The 16,674-nt window shown below is 62.6% G+C and carries 18 protein-coding genes; 1 reads left to right on the top strand and 17 read right to left on the bottom strand.

All coding sequences use genetic code 11. The annotated features are described in order from the left end of the window. From ACX80E_RS07895 to pyrR, 4 genes are read right to left on the bottom strand one after another with little or no spacing between them, the layout of a single operon-like run. Nucleotides 1–606, bottom strand: coding sequence for a PH-like domain-containing protein (locus ACX80E_RS07895; protein ID WP_459301375.1), 606 nt, complete (start codon nt 604–606; stop codon nt 1–3). Continuing rightward, nucleotides 606–1,931 (bottom strand): dihydroorotase, encoded by a 1,326-nt coding sequence (locus tag ACX80E_RS07890; protein ID WP_459301374.1) that lies wholly within the window; start codon nt 1,929–1,931, stop codon nt 606–608. Before ACX80E_RS07890 ends, ACX80E_RS07895 begins: the two co-directional genes overlap by 1 nt. Further along, nucleotides 1,928–2,959: an aspartate carbamoyltransferase catalytic subunit gene (locus ACX80E_RS07885; protein ID WP_459301373.1), complete on the bottom strand. Its 1,032-nt coding sequence runs from the start codon at nt 2,957–2,959 to the stop codon at nt 1,928–1,930. The genes ACX80E_RS07890 and ACX80E_RS07885 overlap by 4 nt, the downstream gene beginning before the upstream one ends. Further along, nucleotides 2,956–3,585 (bottom strand): bifunctional pyr operon transcriptional regulator/uracil phosphoribosyltransferase PyrR, encoded by a 630-nt coding sequence (gene pyrR, locus ACX80E_RS07880; protein WP_459301372.1) that lies wholly within the window; start codon nt 3,583–3,585, stop codon nt 2,956–2,958. Before pyrR ends, ACX80E_RS07885 begins: the two co-directional genes overlap by 4 nt. Before the next feature lie 167 nt (nt 3,586–3,752). Here pyrR and ACX80E_RS07875 point away from each other — a divergent pair, with 167 nt between their 5' ends. Further along, a complete protein-coding gene (locus ACX80E_RS07875) occupies nt 3,753–5,090 on the top strand; it encodes a PrsW family intramembrane metalloprotease (RefSeq protein WP_459301371.1) in 1,338 nt (445 codons plus the stop codon). A 102-nt stretch (nt 5,091–5,192) separates the two neighbouring features. Here the strand turns inward: ACX80E_RS07875 and nusB are convergent, their stop codons facing one another. The 13 genes from nusB to rpsD form a co-directional block, all read right to left on the bottom strand. Continuing rightward, entirely contained in the window at nt 5,193–5,624 is a 432-nt protein-coding gene (gene nusB / locus ACX80E_RS07870; protein ID WP_459301412.1) for a transcription antitermination factor NusB, read from the bottom strand. A gap of 14 nt (nt 5,625–5,638) precedes the next feature. Then, complete coding sequence (gene efp, locus ACX80E_RS07865) at nt 5,639–6,202, bottom strand: elongation factor P (protein ID WP_459301370.1); 564 nt, start codon at nt 6,200–6,202, stop codon at nt 5,639–5,641. 117 nt (nt 6,203–6,319) lie between these two features. Then, complete coding sequence (locus ACX80E_RS07860; RefSeq protein WP_459301369.1) at nt 6,320–6,832, bottom strand: tetratricopeptide repeat protein; 513 nt, start codon at nt 6,830–6,832, stop codon at nt 6,320–6,322. Nucleotide 6,833: 1 nt separating this feature from the next. Then, nucleotides 6,834–7,943, bottom strand: a complete 1,110-nt coding sequence (gene aroB / locus ACX80E_RS07855; protein ID WP_459301368.1) for a 3-dehydroquinate synthase — start codon at nt 7,941–7,943, stop codon at nt 6,834–6,836. Further along, nucleotides 7,940–8,518: a shikimate kinase gene (locus tag ACX80E_RS07850; RefSeq protein WP_459301367.1), complete on the bottom strand. Its 579-nt coding sequence runs from the start codon at nt 8,516–8,518 to the stop codon at nt 7,940–7,942. Before ACX80E_RS07850 ends, aroB begins: the two co-directional genes overlap by 4 nt. Continuing rightward, nucleotides 8,518–9,717, bottom strand: a complete 1,200-nt coding sequence (gene aroC / locus ACX80E_RS07845; RefSeq protein ID WP_459301366.1) for a chorismate synthase — start codon at nt 9,715–9,717, stop codon at nt 8,518–8,520. Before aroC ends, ACX80E_RS07850 begins: the two co-directional genes overlap by 1 nt. A 5-nt stretch (nt 9,718–9,722) precedes the next feature. Further along, nucleotides 9,723–10,634, bottom strand: coding sequence for a shikimate dehydrogenase (locus ACX80E_RS07840; RefSeq protein WP_459301365.1), 912 nt, complete (start codon nt 10,632–10,634; stop codon nt 9,723–9,725). Beyond that, a complete protein-coding gene (gene mltG / locus ACX80E_RS07835; protein ID WP_459301364.1) occupies nt 10,635–11,864 on the bottom strand; it encodes an endolytic transglycosylase MltG in 1,230 nt (409 codons plus the stop codon). Beyond that, nucleotides 11,861–12,412 carry a Holliday junction resolvase RuvX gene (gene ruvX, locus ACX80E_RS07830; protein ID WP_459301363.1) on the bottom strand — a complete coding sequence of 184 codons (552 nt, stop codon included), beginning with the start codon at nt 12,410–12,412 and terminating at the stop codon, nt 11,861–11,863. Before ruvX ends, mltG begins: the two co-directional genes overlap by 4 nt. 46 nt (nt 12,413–12,458) lie before the next feature. Then, a complete protein-coding gene (gene alaS, locus ACX80E_RS07825; protein WP_459301362.1) occupies nt 12,459–15,140 on the bottom strand; it encodes an alanine--tRNA ligase in 2,682 nt (893 codons plus the stop codon). A 72-nt stretch (nt 15,141–15,212) separates the two neighbouring features. Further along, nucleotides 15,213–15,446, bottom strand: a complete 234-nt coding sequence (locus tag ACX80E_RS07820; protein WP_459301361.1) for a hypothetical protein — start codon at nt 15,444–15,446, stop codon at nt 15,213–15,215. A 23-nt stretch (nt 15,447–15,469) separates the two neighbouring features. Beyond that, nucleotides 15,470–15,844 carry a DUF948 domain-containing protein gene (locus tag ACX80E_RS07815; RefSeq protein WP_459301360.1) on the bottom strand — a complete coding sequence of 125 codons (375 nt, stop codon included), beginning with the start codon at nt 15,842–15,844 and terminating at the stop codon, nt 15,470–15,472. Nucleotides 15,845–16,008: 164 nt separating this feature from the next. Further along, nucleotides 16,009–16,635, bottom strand: coding sequence for a 30S ribosomal protein S4 (gene rpsD, locus ACX80E_RS07810; protein ID WP_459301359.1), 627 nt, complete (start codon nt 16,633–16,635; stop codon nt 16,009–16,011). Nucleotides 16,636–16,674: the final 39 nt, after the last annotated feature.

Genomic DNA, 16,674 nt, shown 5'->3' with positions numbered 1-16,674 from the left:
TCAATTGTTCTTTCCGTTGCTGTCTGCGGCGGGTGTTTCTGTGCCGTCGAAAGGTGCCTTAGTCAATGGCGTGCCTTGTCCTTCTGCTACATCATTCTCTGCCATGGTGCCGTGGCTCTGCGGCAACAATGCCGCCAACGCCTCCAGTAGTGGACGCTTAGCCCCGGCTTCGGCTGTGCGGAATCCTGTATCCACTTCGGTGCCGGCCAGGCGCCAACTGATGACCACGAGCCCGTCTTTTTCAACGAACTTGCCGGCCATGCCGGCCTTGGTCCCCACGTCTGTGAGTTCCGCCGCGGCAATGAACAGGCTTTGCCCGCCCTTGCGCTCCAGAACCACAGCTGTGTTGTAAACGTTCACCACGGCCGGGGTCCTGATGCCCAGGCCGTGCACAGCCAGGCGGTCAAGCCAGTCCCCTGCACTGGTGGTGACAACATACTGGCCCGGCACACTGATCAGAGCTGCACCCAAATCAGCCGGAACGGCAGGCAGCTCGCCCACATGTCCCTGGCGTTTGAGCTTGTTGCGCCAGCCCCACCACATCAGGGCAAAGGCCACGCCAACAATGAGCAGAGTCAGGATGCCCGGCAGGATACGCTCATCCACTAGTTGGCTCCGTGGATGTACGGGGTGTTCAGCTTGCCCTCAAGCACTGTGGGGTGCCCGTGGAAGAACGTGGCAATGACCTTCCCCGGCAGCACCAGCCCGGCGAACGGTGAATTGCGTCCCTTCGTGGCCATGGCGTGCGGGTCGACGTTCCAGCGTGCTGCCGGGTCCACCAGCACAATGTTGGCGGGTTCCCCCACTTCCAGGGGCCGGCCCTGATCGGCCAGCTGGCCAATCTGTGCCGGGGTGGTGGAGGTGACGCGGGCAAAGTCCGCCCACGTCATCAGACCGGTTTCAATCATGGTTTCGGCCACCACTGACAGGGCAGTTTCCAGGCCCGTCATGCCCATGGCCGCCGAGGCCCATTCGCATTCCTTGGCTTCGCTGGGGTGCGGGGCGTGGTCGGTGCCCACAATGTCGATGGTGCCATCGGCCAGTGCTGCCCGGAGTGCGTGGACGTCGGCGTCGGCACGCAGCGGCGGGTTGACCTTGTATACCGGGTTGTAGCTGCGCACCAGTTCCTCGGTGAGGAGCAAATGGTGCGGGGTGACCTCGGCCGTGACGGAGATGCCGCGTTCCTTGGCCCAGCGGATGATCTCCACCGAACCTGCCGTGGAGACGTGGCACACGTGCAGGCGTGAGCCGACGTGCTGTGCCAACAAAACATCGCGGGCGATGATGGACTCCTCAGCAACTGCGGGCCAGCCGGCCAGGCCCAGATCGGCGGAGACCACGCCTTCATTCATCTGCGCGCCTTCGGTGAGGCGGGGTTCTTGCGCATGCTGGGCAATCACGCCGTCGAACGCCTTGACGTACTCCAGCGCCCGGCGCATCATGACGGGGTCGCTGACGCAGATGCCGTCGTCGGAGAACACGCGGACCCGGGCCTTGGAATCAGCCATGGCACCCAGTTCGGCGAGTTGCTTGCCGGCCAGGCCCACTGTGACAGCACCCACGGGGCGAACATCAACCCAGCCAGACTCGCGGCCGAGTGAGTAAACCTGCTCCACCACGCCTGCCGTGTCGGCAACGGGTGAGCTGTTGGCCATGGCGTGGACGGCCGTGAAACCGCCCAGTGCGGCCGCACGGGTGCCGGTCTCCACGGTTTCGGCGTCTTCGCGGCCGGGTTCGCGCAGGTGGGTGTGCAGGTCGACCATGCCCGGCAGCGCCACCAGCCCCGCGGCGTCAATGACTGTGGCGTCACCAACAATGTCCGAGCTCAGATCCACGCCGACGGCGGTGATCATGCCGTCGGCAACCAGAATGTCAGCTGTGGTGTTGCCCAGCAGGGAAGCTGCGCGAATCAAGTAACTGGAGGAAGTCATGAGTGGTCCTTAGCGTTCGGCACTGTGTTTAACGATGAAGCTGCTGGGGAAGGGCTGGTGTTTTCGCGCAGATCCCCTGACAAGAGCAGGTACAGGGTGGCCATGCGCACCGAGACACCGTTGCGGACCTGGTCCAGCACCGTTGAGCGGGGCGAATCCGCCGCCGCGGAGGAAATCTCCAGGCCGCGGTTCATCGGGCCGGGGTGCATGATGATGGTGTCCTTGAGATTGAGCGCATCCAGCTTCGCCAGCCGCGCGTCATCAAAGCCCCAGCGGCGGGCGTACTCGCGGGTCGAGGGGAAGAAGGAGGCGTTCATGCGTTCGGCCTGCACGCGCAGCATCATGACGGCGTCCACACCGGCCTCCAGGGTGGCGTCCAGGTCGTAGCTGACCTCGCAGGGCCAGTGTGCGACGCCGATGGGCAGCAAGGTGGGCGGCGCGACGAGCGTCACGTGGGCGCCGAGGGTGCGCAGCAGCCACACATTGGAGCGGGCCACGCGGGAGTGCAGCACGTCTCCGGCAATCACCACGCGCATTCCGGCCAGGTCAGCGCCCACCGAGGAGGCGCCGCTGAGCTTGGCCCAATGGGCGCGCATGGTGAACGCGTCCAGCAGGGCCTGGGTGGGGTGCGCGTGGGTGCCGTCGCCGGCGTTGATGACTGCGGCGTCGATCCAGCCCGAGTTGGCCAGGCGTGCCGGGGCGCCCGATGCCCAGTGGCGGATGACCACGGCGTCGGCCCCCATGGCCTGCAGGGTTTGGGCCGTGTCCTTCAGGGACTCACCCTTGGATACTGAGGAGCCCTTGGCGCTGAAATTGATGACATCGGCCGAGAGGCGTTTGGCTGCAGCTTCAAAGGAGATGCGGGTGCGGGTGGAGTCTTCAAAGAAAAGGTTGACTACCGTGCGTCCGCGCAGTGCCGGGAGCTTTTTGACTTCCCGCTCCCCCACAGCGGCCATTTCCTGGGCTGTGTCCAAAATCTGGATGGCGTTTTCACGGCTGAGAGCCTCGGTGCCCAACAAATGCCTCATGCGCCGCCCTCAATAACAACTGGTCCTGATTCAATGACAACTTCATCCGGGACGTTCACGCCGTCGATCTCGGCAAGGTGCACCCGCACTTTTTCGCTCGAGGAGGTGGGCAGGTTCTTGCCCACGTGATCCGCCCGGATGGGTAGTTCCCTGTGGCCCCTGTCCACCAGGACGGCCAGGCGGACTGCCCGGGGGCGGCCCAGATCAACGAGGGCGTCAAGGGCTGCGCGAATGGTGCGCCCGGAGTACAGCACGTCATCAACCAGCACAATGGTTTTGCCGTCGATGCCGGAGACAGGAAGTTCCGTGCGTTGCGGCGCCCGGGTGGGTTGGCGGGCCAGATCGTCCCGGAACATGGTGACATCGAGTTGGCCGACGATGGCGGCCGGATCGATCGCCGGATCGCTGGCGGCCAGTTTGGCGGCCAGTCGCTGGGCCAAGGGATATCCGCGTCGCGGGATACCGAGCAACAGCAAATTTGCTGAGCCCTTGTTGGCTTCCAGAATTTCATAGGCGATACGAGTCAGTGCCCGTTCAATATCTGCTGCGGTAAGGACCACGCGGGACACATTGAGCGGCGCTGAGCTGTTGTGAACTTCCTCAAAAGCCGAAGAGGAGCTATTCATTTTCTCGCGTCCCCTTTCCCCGCCTCACAGGACGGAATTAAAAGGTTGATTGCTTAGAAGCAAAACTACCACAAGAGCCGTCCGCGTCCCCGAGCCGCCAAGGCACCGCTGCGCTTTTAAGCGCGTCATCTTCCTTGGCCGCTGCGGCTGGCTCTAGTCTGGGAACTATGAGTGAACCCGGCCACTGGCAGAACCCCGCCGCAGGCGCCCCGAATCAACAACCACAGTACGCCCAGCCCCCACTGCCCCAGGGGCAGGGGCCCGGTACGGGGCTGAACTACCGCCCTGACTATTGGGCCCACCCCGCCCCCACAGCGGCTCCGAAACGAGCCGCCGGGACCGGCGTCAAAGTGACAAACATCATCCTGCTGTGCGTGTTTGGGCTGATTGCTGTTGGGACGCTGGTGTTCTTCGCCTTTTCCCTTGGCATGAGCATCTTCTTGATGTGCGGCCTGCTGGCCCTGATTCCGCTCACCATCTGCGTGCTGACCCTGATCTGGATTGACAGGTGGGAACCCGAACCCGTTCCTGCTCTTATTCTTGGCTTCTGCTGGGGCGCCGGCATGGCAGTCATCACCACCTTGGTGCTGGGCAGTTGGGTGCAACCGCTGCTCATGGCCGGTGGCACCGAGGCTGACGCGGACATGGTGGGTGCTGTCATTCAGGCTCCGCTGGTGGAGGAGATCTGCAAGGGCGCGGGCCTGCTCCTGCTGTTCTTCCTGCGCCGACGCACCTTTGACGGTCCCATCGACGGCGTGGTGTACGCGGGCATCATCGCAGCGGGTTTCGCCTTCACCGAGAACATTCTGTACTTCGGCAACGAACTGCAGGAATCCGATGGCGCCGCCGGCGGACTCGTGGCGATCTTTGTGATGCGCGGTTTGATGTCGCCGTTCGCCCACGTCATGTTCACGGCAGCGTTGGGAATCTGTGTAGGCTATGCCGCCCGCAACGGCGGGACGCTGATGGTCCTGGGCGCGTGGGTGGTGGGGTTGGTCCCGGCCATGCTGTTGCATGGCTTGTGGAACGGCACAGCGTTCCTGGGCGGCAATTTCTTCCTGGTGTACGGGGCGTTGCAAGTGCCCCTGTTCATCCTGTTCATTCTTGGCATCATCTGGCTGCGACGCTCCGAAGCCAAGCTGACGCGCAAGCGCCTCTCCGACTACGTTCCGACCGGCTGGTTCACCGCGCCCGAGGTGCCGATGCTGGCAACAGGTGCCGGCCGCCGTCGTGCCCTGGCGTGGTCAAAGACTTTTGCGGCCGGACCTGTCATGAAGGAGTTCATTCGTTTGGCGACACGGTTGGCCTTCACCCGGCAACGGCTCCTGGTGGACGCCAAGGGCTCACCCGGCAGCGCTGCGGCGCGACGCATTGCGGCGGATCAGGTGGTGGAGTTGACGCTGTTGGAGAAGATCACAGCTGTCCGCAACGAGCTATTGGCCCGTCACGCCCATGCCGTGTGGGCGGCCCAGCAGCATCAACAGGCCCAACCGGCGCACCACTAACCCCCCAACCCAAACTGACCCGCAGAAAACGGCGAAAATACGCGTCTTTGACGCGATTTTCGGCGTTTTCTGCGGGTCAGTTTGGGGGGGCACGCGCAGGGATTAAGCCAGGAGTGTTGGCTTGATCTGCTGCAAACGGCCCAACAGGCCGTTGACAAACTGCGGTGACTCATTCGTGGAGAGCATCTTGGCCAGTTCAACGGCTTCGCTGACAGCGACAGCGTCGGGGACGTCGTCGTTGTACAGCAGCTCCCAGGTGCCGATGCGCAAGATGATTCGATCTACGGCGGGCATGCGCTCAAGCGTCCAGCCCTGCGAATACGTCTGCAGGAACTCATCGATGCTCTCAGCCATGGCGGTGACGCCCTCAACCAAGTCAACCGTGTACAGGTTGATGATCTGATCAGTCTTTTCGCGGCGGGCAGTCATCGCCGACATGGCGGTCACTTCACGCTGCTCTGCCTCGAACAAAATGTCCAAGGCGCGGCGGCGAGCCTTGCTACGCGCCGAATTTGGTTTGCCTGTGGGGCTAATCTGGGGGCTTGCCACTACTCGCTGACACGTCCCTGGTAGCTTCCGTCACGCGTGTCAACCTTGACAAGCGTGTTGTTCTCAACGAACAACGGAACCTGGATCTCGTAGCCGGTTTCCACTGTGGCGGGCTTGGTGCCGGCGGAGGAACGGTCTCCCTGCAGGCCAGGCTCGGTGTAGGTGATGCGCAGCTGAACCGACGGGGGCAGTTCGATGTACAGCGGGTTGCCTTCGTGCAAGGCGATGGTGACGTTGAGGTTTTCGAGCATGAAGTTGGTGGCGTCGCCAACAGTCTTGGCCGAAACAGTCAGCTGGTCAAAGTTTTGGTTGTCCATGAAGACGAAGTCTTCGCCGTCCTGGTACAGGTACTGGTAGTCGGAGCGGTCAACAACTGCCGTCTCAATCTTCAGGCCGGCGTTGAACGTCTTGTCAACAACCTTTCCGGAGAGGATATTGCGCATCTTGGTGCGAACAAACGCGCCACCTTTGCCGGGCTTGACGTGCTGGAACTCAATGATGTTCCACAGTTGACCCTCAAGCTTGAGGACAGTGCCGTTCTTAATGTCATTAGTTGTTGCCACAGTAGCCTCTTATGTATAAGTGATATCAAAAATCCATTGACCATATTACCGCACTCAGCCGCGCGGCGCCGCATGATCCTCGCCACCATGACGCACGCCCCGACTCAGCAAACTTCTTTACTTGTAGTCCTCGGCCCGTTCGGCAAGATCCAGGGCCCGTTTCAGCGACACTGTCGAGGAGTAGATGGCCGCGGCATCCGCCCCTGACGCTACCCGCAGCTCCAACGCTGTGGCAAACTTTTGGGCGGCAGCCACGAATTGGCCGTTGCCGAAGTACACCTTCCCGAGCTGATGAAACACCCACGGCTCCAATGGCGTGGTGCTCACCTCGGGCAAAAGAGCCTTCAACAGCTTTTCAGCCCTGACGAAATGATGGGAGGCACGCAGCACTTCGGCGTCCAGCACCTGCAACCTGATGGATGCGGGGTCCGCCAACCGCGCATGCGCCACCGCTTCGGCAGCCTCGGAGGTCAGTCCGCGGGCCAACAAGACAAAGATGGCGTCGCCGGCATCGTCGGAAAGCTTGAGCGCCTCCGTGCAGGCAGCCTCATCCACAACTTCCGGCAGCAACGTCTCAGGGTTAAGCGCGGTACCCGGAAAACCGGCTGAGGGCCAATCCTTCAAACCCAATTTATGAAGCTATTTCTTGGTAGGCGGCGAACAGCAGCGACGTGTCCGGGACGTCCAAGATGCCGGGGCGGCCCACGCCGTCGAGCACCACAAAGCGCAGCAGGTCACCGCGGGTTTTCTTGTCCCGGCGCATGGCATCCAGCAGGGCCTGCCAGCGGTCCTTGCGGTAGCTCAGGGGCAGCCCCAACTGCGCAAGGATGCTCCTGTGCCGGTCGGCATCGGCATCGCTGAGGCGGCCAACGCTGCGGGCCAGTTCAGCGGCAAACATCATGCCAACGGAAACGGCCGCACCGTGGCGCCACGAGTAACGCTCGGTCAGTTCGATGGCGTGGCCCAGGGTGTGGCCGTAGTTGAGGATTTCACGCAGGCCCGATTCCTTCAGGTCAGCGGAGACCACCTTGGCCTTGACGGCGATGGCGCGTTCGACAAGTTCACGCAAAATCGGTGAGTGCGGGTCCTTGACGGCGTCCGGGTTCGCCTCGATCAAATCCAAGATCACGGGGTCGGCAATGAAACCGCACTTGATGACTTCAGCCATGCCGGAGATCAGTTCGTTGGGCGGCAACGTGTCAAGGGTGTCCAGGTCCACCAGGACGCCGGCGGGCGGGTGGAAGGCACCCACCAGGTTCTTGCCCTCGGCCGTGTTGATGCCTGTCTTGCCACCCACGGAAGCGTCCACCATTCCCAGCAGGGACGTGGGCATGTGAACGACCTTGACACCGCGCAACCAGGTGGCCGCCACAAAACCGGCCACGTCGGTGACAGCGCCACCACCCACGGCCACGATCGCGTCGGAGCGGGTGAAGTCGTTCTGCCCCAGCACCTGCCAGCAGAAGGCCGCCACCTGGATGTGCTTGCCTTCTTCGGCGTCGGGGATTTCGGCCGTGAGCGTGGTGAAGCCGGCGGCTTCCAGATCGTCGCGAACAGTGTCACCGGTCAGGCGCAGCGCCCGCGGGTGAATGACCAGAACTTTCTTTACGCGCTCCCCGAGCAGTGCCGGAAGCTGGGACAAGAGCCCACGGCCCACCACGACGTCGTAATTCTCGCCGGGCAATGCACCCGTGACCTTGATGACGGTGTTGGGGGTTGCGGCTACGTTTTCGGTATTCACGGTGCGGATTTCTCTTTCCTTGATTCTGCTTCCAGCAGATCGACCAGCCGCGCAACAAGCTGCGGCACATTGGAGTTGCTCACGTCAAGAGTAATGCTTGCCAGGCGGGCGTACACGGGGCCGCGCAGGCGTGCCAGATGCTGCCAGGCGGCCACCGGATCAGCTGCCAACAGGGGCCGGCCGGTGTTGCGCAGGATGCGCTCCCGGACCGTCTCGACGTCTCCGTTGAGGAAAACGACTGTGGCACGGGCCAACAACTGTTGGGTGCCAGAATCCAGCACCGCCCCGCCACCGAGTGACAACACCACAGGTTTGGGCTGTGGGGAATCCAAAACCTCGGCAATGGCCCGCGCCTCCAGCTGACGAAAATGGTGCTCGCCCCGGGCATCAAATATTCGCGGAATGGGGCCGTGCTTGGCCACAATTTTGTGGTCGGAGTCAATGAACTCCACGCCAAGAACGCGGGCCAGTTCGGCCCCGATCACGGATTTTCCGACGGCCATGGGGCCGATCATGACAATGGGCCGGTGCGGTGTGAAGCGCTGTGCCGCGCCCGGATCCTTGCCAACTTCCATCAGTGCGCCAGCGTGTCCAGATTCGCCGGAATCGCTGCAAGGTAGCTGTCCATGTTGCGCTTGGTCTCGGCAATGGAGTCCCCGCCGAACTTCTCCACGAGCGCCTCCGCCAGCACCAGAGCCGTCATGGCCTCGGCCACAACGCCTGCTGCCGGCACGGCGCACACGTCCGAACGCTGGTGGTGTGCCTTGGCGGGCTCGCCCGTGGCAACGTCGATGGTCTTCAAGGCGCGCGGCACGGTGGCGATGGGCTTCATGGCCGCACGCACGCGCAGCACGTCACCAATGCTCATGCCGCCCTCGATGCCGCCTGCGCGGTTGGAGGTGCGGATGATTCGGCCGTCGGCGTCGCGCACAATCTCATCATGGGCAGCAGATCCCCTGCGGGCCGCTGTGGCGAAACCGTCACCGACTTCAACACCCTTGATGGCTTGGATACCCATCAGGGCCCCGGCCAGGCGGGAGTCAAGGCGGCGGTCCCAGTGCACGTAGCTGCCCAACCCCGGGGGCAGGTTGTAGGCCAGAACTTCCACGACGCCGCCAAGGGTTTCGCCCTGCTTCTGGGCCGTGTCAACTTCGGCCACCATGGCGGCGGAGGTGGCAGCGTCAAAGCAGCGCAGCGGATCGGCGTCCAAGGCTGCAACGTCTGAAAATATTGGCAGTGCGGCGTCCTCCGGGGAGGCGACAGCGGCAATCTGGACAGTGTGGCTGAGCAGTTCAACACCCACGGCTGCCAGGATCTGGGCGGCGACAACACCCAGGGCCACACGGGTGGCTGTTTCGCGGGCGCTGGCACGCTCCAAAACGGGGCGGGCCTCACTGAACGCGTACTTCTGCATGCCGGTGAAGTCGGCATGGCCGGGGCGCGGGCGCGTCAAGGGCGCGTTGCGGGCCTGGCCGTCAAGCTCGGCGGCGTCCACGGGGTCAGCGGACATGATCTGCTCCCACTTGGGCCACTCTGAGTTGGCAATTTGGATGGCGACGGGGCCGCCCTGGGTGAGCCCGTGCCGGACACCACCCAAAATGGTCACCACGTCCTGTTCAAACTTCATCCGCGCGCCCCGGCCGTAGCCCAGACGACGCCGGGCAAGGGCGTCCCGGATGTGGGCGCTGGTGAGCTCCACACCGGCAGGCACGCCTTCAATAATTCCCACGAGAGCCGGGCCATGTGATTCTCCGGCGGTCAACCAACGCAACATACTCTCTATCCTGCCATGTTCTGCTCGTGGGGATCCCGCCTGTGGACGCCGATTGCGTCGCACATCACATCGATGACGTCCCCTACTTGTTCTGCGTCCAGCGCGCTGTACCCTCCAGCGACTGTAAACAGCTTGACTTGTTCCACGCCCTGATACAAAAGCATCTCAATTCCGGCCACCACGCCACCGCCAGCCTGCGCCCAGGCCTGTGCCAGCGCACTGGGCCAGGGGTCGTAGGCGGCGTCGAGCAACAGTCCTGCCGCCACTGTGGCTCCCTGACCGGCAAAGGTCTGGGCCAGTTCATCGGCGCCATGCGGCGGCAGGGTGGAAATTACGACGTCGAACCCCGCCAGTGCGTTGGCCGCACCATCAAAGAGCTCAAGCGAAACCGAACCGCCGAGTTTCTCCGCAACAGCCAGCAGTTGCGCCCCCTTGGCCAGGCTGCGCACAAAAACAGTGATCTCGCTGGCGTCCAGGTGGACCAACGCCGCCACCGCTGAGACGGCCGTGCCGCCACCACCGAGGATGGCCGCGCGTGGGTGCTCCTTCACGCCGGCGTGGCGCAGGGCATTGACTAGGCCCGTCACATCCGTGTTGTCCCCGCGCAGGTGCGTGTCACCGGCGGGTGTTTGCGTGCACACAATGGTGTTGACGGCACCCACCGCTTCGGCGGTGGCTGTGAGCTCATCCATCAGGGCCACTGCCACGTTTTTCAGCGGCATGGTGACGGAAAGCCCGTACCAGTTCTTCTCCGCCCGCACCTGAGCCAGGAAACCCGCAAGGCTGGGCGCGTCCACATCAATGGCCGTGTACAGCAGATCAGCGCCCAGGGCCGCGTAGGCGGCGTTGTGCAGGGCCGGTGACTTGGAGTGGCCAATGGGGTGGCCCAGCACCGCGCCGCGACGTGGTTCAGTCAATTATTTGCACTCCCCCGCATTCGCCTCACACCATGCTACGTATTTGGCAACGTTAACCTGGTGTTCGGCGAAGGTGGCCGCGTACAGCGTTTCACCTGTCTTCAAGTCCACTGTCACCCAGAAGTAGTAAGGGTTCGCCTCGGGGTGTGCTGCTGCTTCAATGGCCTTGCTGCCTGGTGAGCCGATGGGGCCCACGGGCAGGCCCTGCAGGGCAAAGGTGTTGTACAGATTGGACTTGTCAGCTTTTTGGGCGGCAGTGAGGTTGTACGTTTTCAGACCCAAACCGTAGGCAACCGTGGCATCAGATTCGAGCCGGCCGCCGGTTTCGCCGTTCGCGTTGTTGATCCGGTTCTCAATGGCACCGGAGATCTTGGCGTAGTTTGCCTCGTTGCCTTCAAATTCGATAATGCTGGCAATGGTCAACACCCTGTACTGCTCAGCAGGATCGCTGATATCTGCGTCGGTGAGCGACTTTTTGGTGGCCGTGACCATCTGGGTCAAAATACCCTTAGCGTCCAGCTCGATCGGGAAGCGGTACTCCCCCGGTGCCAGGAACCCCTCAAGATTCTTGGACTGTGGCGGCAGGCCAAAGAGCTTGGGCTGCTTGGCTAACGCCTCGAAGTCCTCCTGGGCAATGCCGGTGCTCTTGGCCAGGACCGCAAGCGTGTCATTGATGCGCAGGTTTTGCGCCACGGCCGCATAGTGGACCTTGTCGACACTGACGGCCAGCAGGATGGTGACTGCGTCAGCGGCCTTCATCTGCGACTTCAACGCAAAGTTTCCAGGCTGCAAGGCACCGGAACCGTCAGCTGACGTCAAAGCATCCAGGAACGCCTGCTCACTGGCCACAACGTCCTTAGTCTTAAGATCGCTGGCAACGGTTCGTCCGGTGGCACCTTCGGGCACCACAATCTGCACGGTGCCTGTGCCCGGGCCGGGGTAGTCGGCCACCGTGAAGCCACCGAGCATGGGCTTGACAGCTTGCACGGCAAAGTACACCACGGCTGCGAACATGACCAAAATGATCAAGAAGATCAGGCTGCGGCGCCGTTTGCGGACCCGCTTGGACACACGGCTGCTCCTGCGCGAGGGCAGGGCTTCCTGATGGTCCGCAAACGCTGGTGGCGCAGGGTGTTCGGCGGCGTGCTCTTCGGCGGCATGCTGGTGCTCCCAAAGCTGCTCGGCTTCGTCGTGAGGGGCCTGTGTGTGGTCGGGGAAAAGATTATTCATGGCGTGGATATCGTTTCATCCGGCACACAGCTTTGCGTGGAAATGGTGGAAACCTCTTCGTGTTCAGATTCACCGGCGGTCCCCACAACGCTCGGCTGATGTACGCGCACCTGTTCACCAACGTTGGCCTTGCGCGTTTTTTGCATATCTATAGCATGTTGCAATATTTCAACAGCAGCGACTTGATCTACTACTTTACGGTGTTCACGGCTACTCACACCAGCGCTGTGCAGGGCGTTGTGTGCACTGACGGTTGTCAGCCGCTCATCCACCAGCATCACCGGGACCGGCAATTCGGCCTCCGCGAGTGCCTGCACCAACAGTTTGGCATAGCTGCGTGCCATCTGTGCCGAAGCCTTTTCTTCGCCCTTCATGGTCCGCGGCAGCCCCACAAAGATCTGGCAAACGCCGCGTGCTGCCGTCTCCTTGACAAGGACCTTGATGTCACTGTTCTTCTTCAGGTCCCGGCTCAACGTCTTCACGGGTGTCGCGAGGATCCCGTCGGGGTCGCACAGGGCCAAACCTACCCGAACCATACCAACGTCCACGCCAAGTTTGACCCCTTGCGGGTAAGTGTTCTCCGGCACCGTAACCCTATGACCGGTTCTTCACGGCGTCACTGACGGCAGCCAGTGCAGCGCCGATGGCGTTGACGTCGCTGCCGCCACCCTGGGCCATGTCCGGCTTCCCGCCGCCCCCGCCGCCGAGGATCCCCGATGCCAGCTTCACCAGGTTCCCTGCCTTGATACCTGCCTCGCGGGCGCCCTCATTGGTGAGAACCAGAATGATGGGGCGCCCGTTGCTGGCACCGGCAACGGCAATGGTGGACGGTGCCGAGCCGAGGCGGTCGCGCAGATCCAGCGCCAGGCCGCGGAGGTCATCGGCGCCACTGACGTCACCGGCGTCGTGCACGATGACACGCACACCGTTGACGTCCTCGAAGGTGCCTGCCAAGGTGGCGGCGGCCGCGCTGAGCTGTTCCTTGCGGAGGCGCTCCAGCTCCTTCTCGGCCGCTTTCAGCTTGGCCAAGGTGGCCGCCACACGCTCCGGCAGGAGGTTGGTGGGAACCTTGAGCATGTCCGAGAGGGAGGTGACCAGTGCACGCTCGGCGGCCAGGTGACGGAACGCGTCCATCCCCACAAAGGCTTCCACACGGCGGTTTCCCGAACCCACCGACTGCTCCCCCAGCAGGGTCAGCGACCCAATGCGTGAGGTGTTTTCCACATGGGTGCCACCGCACAGTTCACGCGACCACGCGCCGTCGATCTCCACAACACGCACCTGCGCGCCGTAGTTTTCACCGAACAGCGCTGTGGCGCCCAGCGCCTTGGCCGCGTCAAGGTCCATGACCTTGGTGTCCACCCGGTAGTTGTTGCGGATGGCGATATTGGCCACTTCTTCAATTTCCGAGCGGGTGGCCGGGCTCAGGCCCTCACCCCAGGAGAAGTCAAAACGCAGGTAGCCGGCCTTGTTGTACGAGCCGCGCTGCAACGCTTCCGGGCCGAGGATCTGGTGCAGGGCCGCGTGCACAATGTGCGTGCCAGTGTGGGCCTGCTCGCCTGCGTGGCGGCGTTCACGGTCGACGGCGGCGCGCACCAGGGCGTCGGTGGGCAGTTCGCCTTCACGGACAATGGCCTGGTGGACGCTCAAGCCCTTGATGGGGCGCTGGACGTCAAGGACCTCCACCACGAAGCCGTCACCGGTGATCAAACCGGTGTCGGCGGCCTGGCCGCCCGCTTCAGCGTAGAAGGGCGTCTCATCCAACACGAGGGAGACTTCCTGGCCGGTGGTGGCGAAGGAAACGGGCGCGCCGTTGGAGAGGATGGAGCGTACCCGGCCAGCACTTTCCAGTTCGGTGTAGCCGGTGAAGACAGTTTCGCCCTTGGCCAGCAGTTCGTGGAAGACCGACAGATCGGCGTGGCCGCTCTTCTTGGCCTTGGCATCCTGCTGGGCGCGTTGGCGCTGCTCCAGCATGAGGGCGCGGAAGCCGCTCTCATCCACTGCCAGACCGGCTTCGCCGGCCATCTCCAAGGTCAGGTCGATGGGGAACCCGTAGGTGTCGTGCAGGGCGAAAGCCTCGGCAGCTGAAAGGTTGGTCTTGGCGGCCTGTGATTCCTTGACGGCTTCTTCCAGGCGTGCTGTGCCGCTGACAATGGTGCGCAGGAAGGACTTTTCCTCGGCGTAGGCGATCCGGGCAATCCGGGCAAAGTCTGTCTCAACCTCGGGGTAGGCGCCCTTCATGGCGTCGCGGGAGACAGGCAGCAGATCGGGCAGCACAGCAGTTTCCACACCCAGCAGCCGCATGGCCCGAACAGCCCGGCGGATCAGGCGGCGCAGCACGTAGCCGCGGCCTTCGTTGGAGGGTGAGACGCCGTCGGAAATCAGCATCAGGGCTGACCGGATATGGTCTGCAACAACACGCAGGCGCACGTCATCAGTGTGGTGCGGGTCTTGGGGGTCCTCGGTGGAGGTGTAGTTCTTGCCGGCCAGCTCGGCCGCCTTGTCCAGCACGGGACGGACCTGGTCGGTCTCGTACATGTTCTCCACACCCTGGAGAATCATGGCCAACCGCTCCAGGCCTAGACCGGTGTCAATATTCTTCTTGGGCAGTTCGCCCAGAATCTCAAAGTTGTCCTTGCCCGTTCCCTCGCCGCGCTGGAACTGCATGAACACCAGGTTCCAGATTTCAATGTAGCGGGTGTCATCAGCGGCCGGGCCGCCGTCGATGCCGTATTCCGGGCCGCGGTCGTAGAAGATTTCCGAACAGGGGCCTGCCGGGCCGGGCTGGCCCGTTGACCAGTAGTTATCTGCCTTGCCCATTTTTTGGATGCGATCAGCGGGGACACCGATTTTGTCGCGCCAGATTTCCAGCGCCTCCTCGTCGTCGAGGTAGACGGTCACCCACAGCTTCTCGGCCGGCAGTCCGTAGCCGCCCTGGTCGAGCGGGCTTGTCAGCAGCTCCCATGCGTAGCTGATGGCGCTTTCCTTGAAGTAGTCGCCAAAGGAGAAGTTGCCGCACATCTGGAAGAACGTACCGTGGCGGACAGTCTTGCCCACCTCGTCAATGTCGCCGGTGCGGATGCACTTCTGAACACTCGTGGCCCGCTTGAATGGGGGAACTTCACGGGCTGTCAGGTAGGGGATGAAGGGAACCATGCCGGCAACTGTGAACAACAGTGACGGGTCGGAGGACACCAGTGAGGCTGAGGGCACGGGGGTGTGTGACTTGCTGGCGAAAAAATCTACCCAGCGGCGTGCAATGTCGTGCGATTTCATTAGCCTGGTGGCTCCTTCAATAGTTCTAGCGGGCAAAAATGTACTGCTATTTGTTGCGTGCGTGAATGGTGGTCAGTGGCGTTCGGAGCCGCTGGCCTGGTCAACGCCCAGCGCCACACGCAGGTCCGATTCACGCTCATTCATGTTCTCACGCAGTGCGTCGGCAAAGTCGTGAATCGAGTCACTGACACGGCCCACCGCGCGGTTGAGGCCGGCGGGCCCCAGAGCGCCCCGAGCCGCGGAAATCTTGCGGGCGGCAACCACGCCGATGGTGATGCCCACCCCGAGCCAAAAGATCTTCTTCATGAGTTATTCCTTCGATGGCTTCTTTAGCGGCTGCGCTTGCCGCGTTTTGGTCTACTCCGGCCGGCAAAGGCTTGACGCACACCGTAGGAAAATGCTGCCACCTTGATCAGCGGGGAGCCGATGGTGGCCGCTATCAACGCCGAGAGGGCAGAAATATTGGCTGTGGCGTCTGAGACGTTGTTGGAAATCCCATCCACCTTGCCCAGCGCCGTGTTGGTGGTGGCCACAGTGGCCGTGACCTCATCGATGAGCGGGGTCGTGCCATCACTAATTTCCTTGATGGTGACGCGCATTTCATCAAAGACTTTGCCCAATTTCAGAATTGGTACGGCCAGTATCGCGACTAGGACGGCAAAGACGCCTGCCGCTATCAATCCTGCAATATCACCACCACTCATGGAGGGCTGCCTCAATTCCTTGCTCGTGGACGTAAGTTTCGCTCATAAGTACCCTACCGAAGAGTAAAGGTGCTTTGGCTACAAAACAGCCCGCGGCGCGTGCCGCGGGCTGTTTTGTGTTTCAAGCTACCGTTGATCGAAAGCTCTACTGGCGCTAAAGAGATTTAGCGTGAGTAGAATTCAACAACCAGCTGCTCTTCACAGGTTACGGGAACCTCAACACGCTTGGGCTTGCGAACCAGGCGGGCCTGAAGGCTCTCCAGCTTCACATCCAAGTAGGCCGGGACGGCGGGGAGCACGTCGCGGTGAGCGCCGGCTGCAGCAAGCTGCAAGGGCGCCATCGACTGGCTGCGCGGGTGCACGTGGATCAGCTGACCCTCGGCAACGCGGAATGACGGGCGGTCCACGCGGGCGCCGTCAACCATGATGTGGCGGTGCACAACCAGCTGGCGAGCCTGGGCCGTGGTGCGGGCGAAGCCGGCACGGAGAACCAAAGCGTCCAAACGGGTTTCCAAGATCTCAACCAGGTTCTGACCGGTCATGCCCTTGGTGTGCTTGGCTTCTTCGAAGGCACGGGTCATCTGTGCTTCGCGGATGCCGTACTGGGCGCGCAGACGCTGCTTTTCGCGCAAGCGTACCGCGTAGTCGCTGTCCTGCTTCTTGCGGGCGCGGCCATGCTCACCGGGGCCGTACGGGCGGCGCTCCAGGTACTTGGCTGCCTTGGGAGTCAGAGCAATGCCGAGGGCTCGCGAAAGGCGGGCCTGACGGCGGGCACGTGTGTTGTTAGCCACTTGTGTCCTTCCAATATTTGCAATAAGTGTTTGTCCTGG

It is taken from the genome of Arthrobacter sp. TMN-49 (assembly GCF_054511095.1).
Note: the sequence above shows the minus strand (reverse complement) of the source record. Positions and strands in the feature narration are given on the sequence as shown.